The 12,995-nt window shown below is 41.9% G+C and carries 7 protein-coding genes; 1 reads left to right on the forward strand and 6 read right to left on the reverse strand.

Annotated features, from left to right (window positions below; genetic code table 11):
• Nucleotides 1-77: 77 nt before the first annotated feature.
• The 6 genes from dnaE to SYJ56_RS15530 form a co-directional block, all read right to left on the reverse strand.
• Entirely contained in the window at nt 78-4,364 is a 4,287-nt protein-coding gene (gene dnaE / locus SYJ56_RS15505) for a DNA polymerase III subunit alpha (protein WP_323835613.1), read from the reverse strand.
• Nucleotides 4,365-4,823: 459 nt separating this feature from the next.
• The gene (locus SYJ56_RS15510) at nt 4,824-5,567 is read right to left on the reverse strand and encodes a GLPGLI family protein (RefSeq protein WP_323835615.1); all 744 of its coding nucleotides are present in this window, start codon (nt 5,565-5,567) and stop codon (nt 4,824-4,826) included.
• A 284-nt stretch (nt 5,568-5,851) separates the two neighbouring features.
• Nucleotides 5,852-8,668: an outer membrane beta-barrel protein gene (locus SYJ56_RS15515; protein WP_323835617.1), complete on the reverse strand. Its 2,817-nt coding sequence runs from the start codon at nt 8,666-8,668 to the stop codon at nt 5,852-5,854.
• 691 nt (nt 8,669-9,359) lie between these two features.
• A complete protein-coding gene (rsmG, locus tag SYJ56_RS15520) occupies nt 9,360-10,004 on the reverse strand; it encodes a 16S rRNA (guanine(527)-N(7))-methyltransferase RsmG (RefSeq protein ID WP_323835619.1) in 645 nt (214 codons plus the stop codon).
• Nucleotides 10,004-10,615 (reverse strand): RNA polymerase sigma factor, encoded by a 612-nt coding sequence (locus tag SYJ56_RS15525; protein ID WP_323835621.1) that lies wholly within the window; start codon nt 10,613-10,615, stop codon nt 10,004-10,006. The genes rsmG and SYJ56_RS15525 overlap by 1 nt, the downstream gene beginning before the upstream one ends.
• Entirely contained in the window at nt 10,606-11,742 is a 1,137-nt protein-coding gene (locus SYJ56_RS15530) for a glycosyltransferase (RefSeq protein ID WP_323835623.1), read from the reverse strand. The genes SYJ56_RS15525 and SYJ56_RS15530 overlap by 10 nt, the downstream gene beginning before the upstream one ends.
• A 121-nt stretch (nt 11,743-11,863) precedes the next feature.
• Here SYJ56_RS15530 and tgt point away from each other — a divergent pair, with 121 nt between their 5' ends.
• Complete coding sequence (tgt, locus tag SYJ56_RS15535) at nt 11,864-12,994, forward strand: tRNA guanosine(34) transglycosylase Tgt (RefSeq protein WP_323835625.1); 1,131 nt, start codon at nt 11,864-11,866, stop codon at nt 12,992-12,994.
• Nucleotide 12,995 lies beyond the last annotated feature (1 nt).

Here is a 12,995-nt window from a genome sequence, read left to right on the forward strand (position 1 = left end):
TTGAATGTAAGGGGAATACTTTAAAAACTAATTAACAGGGAGGCTGTTTTTTTTATTTCTATAGTCTTCTTAATTCATTAAACAACCCGATAAACCACCTCAGGAATTTCCTTCAGTTCTTTGATCATTTCTGCACTTGGATCAATGGAGAATCTCTTTGAGAAAAGCTCCAATGCAATATTTTCTTTGCGATCCACTACATCAAAATATAGCTTAGCATCTCCCTTATATTTTTCTGTGATTGCCTGTAGCTTCTCCATCAGATCAAGTGTTAAATCATCCAAGTCAATATTAACCCGAAGACCTTTTACCATTTTGCCACGAATCTCGTCTAGAAGCGTGATGTTGCCGATTTTAAATTCCAGTTCATTTTCTGCCCAACGCTTGCCTGCCACTGTGCCAGTGATAAACAAAAACCATCCTGGCATAAAGTATTCTTTGAACCTCACATAATCATCTCCAAACAGAAAGAAGGTAAAGGCTCCCTGATAATCTTCCAAAGTCAGTGTGCCAAATGGCTTCCCATTTTTTGTTGTTCTATGAGCGAAAGTAGATACCGAGCCTGCCAGTTTGATGTCAGTTTTATTTCTCAAACTTTCCAAATCATTTAGGTCAGGCAAGGACGCATTCGTGAACGATTCAATTTCCAACCTAAACTGATCGAGTGGATGACCGGAAATGTAAAGTCCGACCACCTCTTTTTCTATATTCAGTTGCTGTAGTTGAGTGAAAGGCTCCATAGGCGCAATGGTTGGAAGCGGTACTTCCATGTTTCCTGCACCTCCTCCAAAAAGACTCACCTGATTACTTTCTTCCTCTTGCTGTACTTTCTGGGCATACTTGGTGGCCTTCTCGATCAAATTCAAATCCCCGTCCGCAGATTCTAAATATTGCCTTCTGTGATGTTGAGGGAAGCAATCAAATCCGCCTGCCATCGCAAGAGCTTCCATAGTTTTCTTATTCAGGGCTTTGGAACTTACGCGCTTCGCAAAGTCAAAAATGTTTTTATATGGCCCGTTTTTCTCCCGTTCTTCGATGATTGCATTGACTGCTGCTGAGCCGGCACCTTTAATTGCTGCCATTCCAAACCGGATTTCCCCAGCTGCATTTACTGTAAATCCATTTTTGGATTCATTCACATCAGGCCCCAATACTGGAATTCCTGCCCGCTTACATTCTTCCATGAAAAATGTCACCTGAGTGATGTCATTCATGTTGTTACTGAGTACCGACGCAAGGTATTCAGCAGGGTAATGCGCCTTCAAATAGGCCGTCTGATAAGCAATCCACGCATAGCATGTTGAGTGGGATTTGTTAAATGCGTAAGATGCAAATGCCTCCCAGTCAGTCCAGATCTTAGCCAATTTCTTGGCATCATGCCCTTTGGCCGAAGCTTGCTCCACGAACTTTGGCTTCATTTTATCCAATACATCCTTCTGCTTTTTACCCATTGCCTTACGCAATACATCCGCCTCACCTTTGGTGAATCCGGCGAGTTTTTGGGACAAAAGCATCACTTGCTCTTGGTAAACTGTAATTCCGTAAGTTTCCTCCAGGTATTCCTTCATGTCCTCCAGATCGTACTCGATCGGCTCGGTCCCATGCTTTCGCTTAATGAAGGAAGGAATATAGGCCAAAGGTCCTGGACGGTACAAAGCGTTCATTGCAATCAAATCCGCAAAAACCGTAGGCTTCAGTTCGCGCATGTATTTCTGCATCCCGGCAGATTCATATTGGAAGATACCGACTGTCTCACCTCGCTGGAAAAGCTCGTAGGTCTTCGCATCATCAATTGGGAAATGATCAGCATCTAGCTCAATGCCATGCCTTTCCTTCACAATTCTGATTGCGGTTTTTATGAGAGTCAGCGTTTTTAGACCCAAAAAGTCCATCTTAAGCAAACCTGCTGATTCTACCACAGAGTTGTCAAACTGCGTACAAACCATGTCTGAATCCTTGGCCAACGCTACCGGGACAAAATTGGTGATGTCAGATGGAGTGATGATCACACCGCAGGCGTGGATACCAAGGTTTCGCACAGATCCCTCCAGCATCGTGGCCTGATTGATCGTTTTTGCAGATTCATCCTGGCCTTTTGAAATCCGGATCAATTCATCAGCTTTCGCAATCATTTCGCCCTGACCTTTCAGTTTGTCCGAAAGTGCAGCTCTATTTCCGGCCAAGCCAAAAAGCGCTTTCAATTTGATGTCGGGCACCAAATTGGCCAATCTCCCTGCTTCTGCAAGTGGAAGATTCAATACCCTTGCTGTATCTCTAATGGCTGATTTTGCAGCCATCGTACCATAAGTAATGATCTGGGCTACCTGATTAGAACCGTACTTCTTGATTACATAGTCAATTACACTTTGACGGCCTTCATCGTCAAAGTCAATATCGATATCGGGTAGTGAAATTCTATCCGGGTTAAGGAATCTCTCAAAAAGGAGATTGTATTCGATTGGGTCAATATTGGTGATGCCCGTGCAGTAGGCAACTGCAGATCCTGCTGCGGATCCACGTCCAGGACCGACCGAAACTCCCATTTTTCTTGCTTCCACAATGAAATCCTGTACGATTAAGAAGTAACCTGGATATCCTGTATTTTGAATAGTGGCGAGCTCAAAATCTAAACGTTCTTCGATTTCTGGAGTTATTTCCTTGTATCGCTTTTTTGCGCCATCGTAAGTCAAGTGTCTTAAGAAGGCATTTTCCCCACGTTTACCTCCATCTACTTCATCTTCTGTATGCTTAAATTCTTCGGGTATTTCAAATGCGGGAAGGAGCACTTCGCGGGCAAGTTTATACGTCTCGATTTTCTCAGTGATCTCATTGGTACACTCGATAGCTTCCGGCAAATCCGCGAAGAGTTTTTTCATCTCATCGGGAGTCTTGATGTAAAACTCATCATTTGGGAAGCCGTAGCGGAACTCACGGCCTCGCTTTCCAATGTACTTTTTCGGCTTGTCGTAAAGCTCGCCATCTTTCACACAAAGCAGTACATCATGGGCTTTTGCATCTGATTTCTCATTGTAATAGGAGTTGTTTGCCGCGAAATATTTTACATCATATTTCCTAGCAAATTCCAACAGCACTTCATTTACTTTCTCCTCCTCCGGAACCCCGTGTCGGTTTAGCTCTACATAGAAATCCTCACCGAACTGCTCCTTCCACCATACAAAAGCTTCCTCTGCTTGAGTCTCACCCACATTCAAAATTAAAAAGGGTATCTCTCCCCAAAGTCCGCCAGTCGTAGCGATTAGGTCTCCTTTGTATTGAACCAAGACCTCCTTATCAATTCTAGGTAAATAATAAAATCCTTCGATATTGGCATAGGAAGCCAATTTTGCCAAGTTGTGATATCCGGCTTTATTTTTTGCTAATAAGACAGTTTGGAAGCCGTCGTCTTTGTTGGATTTGTTTCTTCTATCTCTACATAAATTAAATTCACATCCCAAAATAGGCTTGATGTCCTTTCCTATTGCTTCTTTCACAAAGTGGAAAGCTCCCATCATATTACCATGATCAGTCATCGCAATAGCAGGCATTCCAAGCTCTTTTGCCCGAGCCACCATCGCAGGGATCTCACAAGTAGCCTGAAGTACCGAATATTGACTGTGCACATGCAGGTGCGTAAAAGGAATGTCAGTAAGATCAGAGATATCAGCTTTTCCAGCTTGTTTCAGTACATCCTTTGCGGCAGCTTTTTGAGTGTCTTTTGCTTGCGAAAAGTTGGCTTCCTCTAACTTTGGCGCTTCATAGATTACTTCCGGAATTGTAATTCCGGCCTCAGGAGCTTGTACTCCTTGGGTGATCAATCCAAAGAAACAGCGGGCTGTAGCGTCTACATCATAAGCTGCATCATGCGCATCACCAAATCCTTTCCCAAAAAGTTTATTGTGTAACTCTGTAAGTGTTGGCCACTTGAATTTGCCTCCACGACCGCCTGGAAGAGCGCAAAACTCCGTAGAAATATCTTTTGTGTCCAGCTGTTTTGCCGTCAGTGGCATAGTAGCTTCCGCCCGATAATACTCCGAACCAACAACATTGACATCAAACTCGACATTGTGTCCCACCAAATACTTAGCTTGCTTCACATCACCTTCAAAGATTCCAAGGATATGCTTAAGGTCATGACCTTCGGCTAAAGCACGCTTAGTGGAAATCCCGTGAACTTTCTCGGCATTGTAAGGAATGGTAAAACCTTCGGGCTTAATGATGTAATTATGATTGGAAATCAGATTTCCCTTAGCATCATGAAGTTGCCATGCGAGTTGGACTAGCCTAGGCCAGTTGTCCACATCGGACATGGGGGCATTATAATCGCGGGGAAGACCGGTGGTTTCGGTGTCAAAAATTAAATACATACAGCTTTGGGAATTGAGACTTCAAATTAGGGCTAATCTCTGAAAGGAGACAAGTGAAGTGGGGGTAATTGTCGGGGAAAATTGAAATAACTAACCCTAAGTTTGCCCCAAAATGAGAGAGTAATATTAAACTTGTACAAGTTATTTTCCTTTACTCGATGATTAAAAGGAGATAGCTTTTTTCAATATAGAAATCCGAGTTAGTATAGCGGGATTTGCTTTCCCCTACAAATTCTAAATCATCTGAAAAGACCAGATGGTTTTCATGGTGTATTACCTGATTTTGAGTTTTATTCTTACCGCCTATTTCCAAAAGGATTTCTCCTTTTGGATAGGTGAACGTCTAAGGAAATCTTCTAATTTTTCAATCTTTTAATTTTACAATTTCATAGGGATGCTTCATTTCCTGGCAATTTTCCAACCTTTTTACTTTCCAGCTTCCTAGTCTCAGCTACCTTCTCAATATCTTATAGTCCACATCCAAGCTCGCTTGCTTTCGATGGAAGTCAGGATAAACTCCCTGACTATGTCCTGATATTTAGTGCCCGACACTTCTCTCCCCTTCATTTTTTTTGGCAGGGTGATGATTTCTTCCGGTTCCCCAAAAGTAATTTTCTCTGCTTCCACGATAAGCATGCCGTCGTTGATGTCATAGGCTAAAATTAAACCTGGAAGCCCGAATTGTTCTTCAGGACCGATTGAAACGGGAATATCGGAGGCGAACCACGCAGTGACCTTTTGGCCTTTGATGCTGTCTTCACTCACGGCTTTCATGCACATGTGTCCGAGAATATCGCGTATTTCGTTCATTACTCTCCATTTTGGAGCATTTAGGCTGTCACGGACTATATAAGTTTTGCCCATTTGATCCATGTATTTCAGATAGGTTTGATCTTTAAGATTGTTTTCAATGAAATAGTCTTCTACTTGCCAAGAGTAGCTGCGTACTTCATAGGGTTCACCGAAGGTGTAGAGACTTTTTTCTGGCCAAAACTGGAGTTTCATCCGGGTGCTGTAGCCTTCAGGATTACTCCAAGTGAGTAGGATTCTGTCCTTTTCCTGCTCGGTTATGTAAGGCAGGCTGGAATAGATTTTATCATAGAAAATACGGTATCGGTATTCTACCTCGCCCACAATATTTTGGGCTCTTAGTCCTGTGGAAATAAGTATTAGGATAAGCGTCTTTAGGTATTTTGATTTCATTGTTTTGATGATTTAAGAATTGGCTGAATCAGAATATGCTGAATGGATTTGCAAAATATAGCAACATTGAAACCTATCTTTTTAACTACAAACACCTATATAAATATAGAGAAATCAATGGCTTTTTTACTGAGGGACTAGGTGCAGGTGTTAATTCTAATACGATGGCTATTGAGCCACATGCCGCAACGGTTACCGGGCGAAGGAGCCAATTTTCCAATTAATAGACTTGCCACTCGGTAACTTTGCGACTTTAGAACTTTCCCACTTTTCAACGTACTATGCTATCTATAATTTTTCACTTCTACTCCCCGCATATTGTAGGTCACTCCGAGTAGGAAATATCTTGACAAAGTTTCAATTCGTCCAGTGGAAACGTAGTTTTGCCCTGCATACTGGCTGATGGTTTGATTTTGCTTGAAGATGTCATAAGCCGAGAGCCTCACTTCCCATTTTTTAGCCTTGCCGAGTAGTTTATAGACAAATGCATTGAGAATAGGTACTTTCTGATCAAATCCGAAACTTTCGTTTTCATATCGGTTGTAGTTGAATTTCACATCTAGGTAGAAATCTTTGGGAAATTTTATGTTCATATTGGTATAAGCACTCCAGTTTATTATGTCCTGGTTTTGGGAGGGGTTCTGTTCGTATTTGGTTTTGCTCAGACGGAACGATGAGCCAGTGTATAGGCTTAGCCATTCTATCGGGGTCAAGTCTAAATTTACCCCAAAGTTATTGCTCAGCGTTTGTGTCTCTGTCTCGATGGAGTTGATTAGAGAGAGGCTTTTAGTATAAGATGGATTTGCCGATATGTATGCGGTAGCTTTGGTCTTCACGATAGGAAAACCAAAACCTAGATATGGGTAATAACGCTGTCCGCCGGAAACATTTCCTGCCTTGTAGGTAGTGACAAAGGTTTCGGGATCTATGGTCTGGTTTTGTACGACTTGGCTCTGGTAGAATGTTGAATTGAATGAAAACCGGAAATTTATAAATGTGGCAGGATCATACATGTTGTATCCGGTATTGAATGAATGGGATACTTCGGGCTGTAAATCGGGATTTCCTTCCCGGATATACAGTGGATTAGATATGTCCTTGTATGGCTGTAGGTCGGCGATATTTGGCGGAGTGACACCCATGGAATAACCTGCGTTGATACGCTTGTTGCCCTTCATCGTTTTCCAGTAAGATACATTAGGGGTAAGATTGAGGTAGCTTTTGTCCACTCGGCCTAAGATCTCGCTCTCTTCTTCCACTGAAAACTGTCCGTTCAATCGGTAGTTGGAGGCGGCTAGGCCCACGCTTAAGTTAGAGCCTTTGTTGGCATATCGGATACTGGAACCGAACCTGTTGTAGGTAATTGTATTGTCAAAAAACCGACTTAGGTCAGGATTTAGCTCTCGGGTATCACTTGATTCCACATCGTATACTTGTCGGTTTGTTTCGCTCTTTGATTGGCTGAAATTGTAGAAAGTCTCCCAGAAGAATATTTTTTTGATGGGTTCGACAAAGAGCAGACTGGACTTGATCAGGTTAGAACCATTTAATGCTTGGTTCAATTGATCCAAGTTTCGGAAATAGGTATTTGGGTCTGTTGAGTTCATGAGGTCCACAACGGATTTTTGGATGCCATTTTGGTCTGCCTTGCTATAAGTATCACTGATGCTGGCAGCAAAGTTTCGTCCGTTTTTTTTGAATTTATGCCTATAGATTGCAGTGCCTTGAAAGGCCCCTGACCATTTATCCGATTGGTTGTTCCGGTCCATTTGGCTTCGCTCTGTGCTACTGCGTATCAGCTCCTGATGGCTGGCCAACGCTGTAGTAAGTGTACTTAGCCTTCCCTTTGCATTAATGGTGATGGTGTTAGCGCTGTCTAATTCGTTTTGAAAACGAAGGTTTACCCGATGGTGACCTGCCATGTTGTTTTGTAAACTTTGGTCGGTGGAAGTGAAGGATGTATTGTCCTGTAGGAAGTTGGTTCTGCTATTGAAGCTCTCTAGCGTTTGGTCACTGCGGCTATAGAAATAGTTGCTGCTGAAATCCTTCTTGTCCTTCAGGTAGTTATAATTGATGCCAATGGCTTGGTTGTTGGAGTAGCCAGAGTTGAGGTTGTTGAAGGGGATTTCGAAGGATTCTTCATTGTCCCCACCTGAAAACGAAATATAACTCATCCCACCGCTTCCATTAAAACCAAAGTCCCCAGTGTCGCCAAATTGGAAAGCATTGCTCCCTTTAAACTCCTGCAGGTCATCCCAGCTCAGACCGGATTGGTTGACATTATTGCCATAGCCGATGACCGAAAATTGGTGTACTTTATCAAACTTGTTGAAAGAGGCATTTGCAGACCATCTTCCGTCTGTACCTGCTGCCGCGGAAAGCTTGCCAAAACCTCCTTTTTTGGCTTCCTCCTTCAGCTCAACGTTCAAGGTTTTTTCCTTCACTCCATCTTCCACACCTGTGAGCTTGGACTGTTCTGACTTGTCATCGTATAGCTGAAGTTTGCTTATTGACTCTGCATTCAAGTTTTGCGTGGCCATTTTGGTGTTTCCTCCAAAAAAACGCCTTCCATCCACTGTTACTTTCTGTACTTGTTCCCCTTGTGCAACTATATTTCCATCCTTGTCGATTTGTATCCCGGGCAGCTTGCGGAGCAATTCTTCCAGGGTCGCTCCAGGGGGCACTTTGAATTTGCTTGCATCGTACTCAAGCGTGTCTCCCCGCATCATCAACGGCGCTTTGGCGGCTTTCACTACCACCTCATAGAGTTCCTGTAAGATGGGCATCAACTGAATCTCATCGACTTCCAAGTCACCTGTTTCGGGAAGAACCAGTTCCTTTTGGATGGGAAGGTAGCCCATATAGGTGGCTTTGATGAGCAGCGGTTGCTTATCTACGTTTTTGAATTGGTACTCTCCGTCTTTATTAGTCAGGGTGTATGCCACCAAGGCCGAGTCTTTTGGGCTAAGAAGTAGCACAGAGGTGTAGTCGAGCGGGATATCCGTGGTGTCTTTCACCACTCCCCGAATAGTAAGTTTGGATTGAGCATGGGAGGCAAAAGTGATGAAAGCTAGAAGAAGGTATGAAATGAGGAATTTCATTTTTTTTCAGTTTTATATTTTTAACAATAATTTTCTTGACTAAAAACTATCCCACTAATCCCTACCAATTCATCTTTGCAGGTTGAATTAGTAGTGTGAGATGATAAGCTCAGGATTAATTGCATAGTTTTTCAATCCAGCTAAAAAAGTTGAAGATGAGCGACTTTTACTTTTTGCAACCCTTATTCGACCTTCTTAAATATTACTCTTGAACCTCAAATTCTAATAATATATGCCCCTTCACTTCTCTCTTCTTCGAATAGTTATCTTTTTAAACAAATCAAAAATTCCTTCTATCAAGTAGTGCCTTCCAACGAAAAATTCGGCAAACACCTAATTATTATGCTAATGTATATTTTAATACTACTAGTATAGTAATGATCTGATTAAAAGTGGCTGAATATTTTGTTAAAGAATGTTATTTGGGGAGATAGGGTGGGGATAAGTGGAATTAATTCCAAGTTCATAAGTGACAAATACTTCTTTGAGGTAGTGGCTTTTTGAAAAAATTATTTCCGTCCTTAAGTGGCAAAAATGAAATACCGATAAATATCTTCGCCTTAATAATACCAATCGGTGGAATAAATCCTGACCTCATAAAAAACTAGCTATTACCGATTGGGCCAAGTACTGACACATTCATGTACTATGTGATTTTTTTATGTTACTGAAAATCAAAAAAAATAAATTTTCATCTCTTGTCCTCCCAAGGCATGTAAATCACCTTTTTGGTTTCAAAAAACTCTTCTTTGAAGTAGTCTTCCAGATGGTAAACGACATAGGACTTGCCTAATTCCTCCATTTCTTCATCGACTTCACCGCCTTTGAGATAAAGGATACCGTTGGGATACTCGTTGATATCTTCCTTGCGGATCTTATTTTTCACCCAGGGATAAAAATTAGCCATACGAGTGACTGCCCGGCTGGTCACAAAGTCGTATTTCCGTACTAATTGCTCAGCTCTCGCTTGTTGGGCTTCCACGTTGGTTAGCTTCAACTGTTTTACCACGTCTTTTACCACGGTGATTTTTTTTCCGATAGAATCCACCAGATGAAAATGTGTCTCCGGAAACATGATCGCCAAAGGAATCCCCGGAAAGCCGCCGCCTGTACCGATGTCCAATATTTTCGATCCAGGCTCAAAGGGAATCACTTTCACTATTCCCAAAGAATGCAACACATGATGCACATAGAATTCTTCCATATCCTTTCTGGAAATCACATTAATTTTGGAATTCCAATCATCATAAAGCTCCTGAAGCTTGTCGAACTGTGCAAGCTGAGTTTCGGTAAGGTCGGGAAAGTACGACTGGATAAGCTGAGTGCCAGAGTTCATCAAATGTGTTTTTGTTTGCCGGCGGCAATTTCGTAAAGTAATTCTCTGGATCTGTGAAGTTGTGCCTTCACAGTTCCCAACGGTTTTTCAAGTTCTTGTGCAATTTCCTCATAGGAAAGCTCATCGAAATAGCGAAGCTGTACGAGTTTTCGATATTTCGCTGGAAGCTTGTCCACGAAGATTCTCACCATCTCGATCCGCTGCGTGCGGATGAACTCATCCTGCGGGTTATTGTCATCATCTTCCACGTCAATCGTGACAGAATTTCCTCCATCATCAGACATGGTTGTATTCAGGCTCATGGTTTTGAGCTTTTTCTTTCGGATGAAATCAATGGTATTATTCGTGGCAATCCGGAAAAGCCAGGTGGAAAAGGTATAATCTTTCTTAAATCGATGTAGGTTTTTAAAAGCTTTGGCGAAAGCCTCCATGGTGAGATCTTCAGCATCGTCAGCATCCCGGATCATTTTCAAGATCATGTAATAAACAGCCTTTTTGTAGCGCTTCATCAAAGAGGCGTATGCTTGCTGATCTTTATGCTGTACCGCCTGATCAATTAACTCAAAGTCTTCGAGTGCTTTCTTAGAAAAACCGCGTTCGTTTATTTCCATTGGATGTCTTTTGCCTGGTGGGATATTGTCCCTAAAATCCAAAAGTAACCTAAATACAAGAAATCAAGCATCCAGATGTTTTTTGGTGGTTTAGTTCCTTGGATCTTTTTCTCAGCAGCTTTGAAAATGTGTACTACAAGTAAAGACCTCAGTAGAATAATACCGAAAACAATGGAAAAATGTTCCCAGGTTTGGGCTAAACCGAAATAAATAAGTAATCCTAGCCCTCCAAGCCAGAATAATGCATGAGAAAAGGAGTATAGTCCAATCTTTCTCTTGTCTTCACTCCGATAATACTTTCCTACGTGTAGATGCCTTTTCTTTTGAATCAGATATTCTTTGCGGGTTTCCTTAGGTTTTGAAATGGTATTAGCATCAGGATCCAATACAATAGAGGTATTTCGACCATTTGCATATAGGTTTACAAACAGATCGTCATCTCCGCCTTCTATGTGCCAAAGCCCTTTGAATGCTTTTGCATTCATGAAAAAATCTTTCCGATAACAAAGATTCCTACCAATGCCCATGAACGGTTTTTTCCATAGTCCAAATGAGATGTAATACAAACCAGTTAGTAAGGTTTCAAATTGAATCCAATTATTTAAAAAGCCCGCTTTCTGTTCATAGCCCGAAAAACCAACAGCAAATGTTTTGTTCTGATTTCTCACTGGGGCTGTCATTTTTCGGATCCATTGATCTGTTTTTGGTAAACAATCAGCATCGGTTAAAAGCACGACATCATTTTTGGATACTTTGATGCCTAGCGTGAGTGCATATTTCTTGGCCGTGACGTGAGCGGGAGTGTATTTGATGGTAACGGATCGGAGTTTGGGATAACTCTCCATCATTTTCTCCAATAATTTCTTGGTTTTATCTGAGGATCGGTCATTGACGATCATGACATCGAAAGTAGGGTAATCTTGTTCGAAAAGCTTAGGAATGAGAGTCTGGAGGTTTGAAAATTCATTATGAGCACAAACCACCACGGTGACCCCTTCTTCATTTGTGGAAGTAGATTGAGTTTTATCGCCAGAGTAAAAGGCTGACCGTCCAAAAATAACCAAGAGGTAAACAGCTTGGATAAGTATTCCAACACCGAAGAAAAACCAAAGTAAAAATAGGCTCATAGGTCGTTTTTGCAGCGCAAATATAAAATCAAATTCAGCAAACCGTTTAAGAATAAGCTTATATTTTTGTGGGCTGAATGGGACTGTCTGTAGAACGTCTCTCCAGCAATCCATTAGCGATATGAAGTTTACATTAGAATATAGTGATTCCAAAAGTAAAGCCAGAGCAGGTGTAGTGAAAACTGACCATGGTGAAATTCAAACACCTATTTTTATGCCTGTGGGAACAGCTGGTTCTGTAAAGGCAGTGCATCAACGGGAATTGGATCAGGATATCAAAGCTCAAATCATCCTCGGGAATACCTATCATTTGTATTTGAGACCAGGGCTGGAGGTACTTGAAAAGGCTGGAGGACTTCACAAATTCAATGGTTGGGAGAAACCAATCTTAACAGATAGTGGAGGATATCAGGTATTTTCGCTTTCGGGAACGCGTAAAATCAAAGAAGAGGGTGTGATGTTTAAGTCTCACATTGATGGTTCTAAGCATCATTTCACCCCAGAAAATGTGATGGATATCCAGCGGACAATTGGCGCTGATATCATCATGGCTTTTGATGAATGTACTCCTTACCCTTGCGAATATGGCTATGCTAGGAATTCTATGGAGATGACTCACCGCTGGCTGACTCGTTGCATTGATCGCTTTGATGCAACTGAAGGAAAATATGGCTACAACCAGACACTTTTTCCTATCGTGCAGGGGTCTGTTTATAAAGATTTGCGTAAGCAAAGTGCGGAATTTATCGCCTCTACCAACCAGCAGGGTAATGCTATCGGCGGACTTTCAGTGGGAGAGCCGGCTGAGATGATGTATGAGATGACGGAGTTGGTAACTGATATTTTACCTGCAGACAAACCTCGCTATTTGATGGGAGTAGGGACTCCGGCGAATATTCTGGAGTGTATCGCGTTGGGAGTAGATATGTTTGACTGTGTAATGCCTACTCGAAATGCTCGAAATGGCATGCTATTTACTTCTGAAGGATTTATAAATATCAGAAACGAAAAGTGGAAGGATGATTTCACAGGAATTGATCCTGCTATTGGGGGATATGTGAGTACGTTTTATTCTAAAGCATATTTGAGGCATTTGACAATCAGTAAAGAGATTTTGGCTGCACAAATTGCCAGTATTCATAACCTGAGTTTCTACCTTTGGCTTGTTGGCCTGGCTAGAGAACATATCCTAGCCGGTGATTTTGCCGTTTGGAAAGATCAAATGGTGAAAAAAGTGAGCACCAGACTTTAAT

It is taken from the genome of Algoriphagus aurantiacus (assembly GCF_035156405.1).
GTDB classification, from domain to species: domain Bacteria; phylum Bacteroidota; class Bacteroidia; order Cytophagales; family Cyclobacteriaceae; genus Algoriphagus; species Algoriphagus aurantiacus.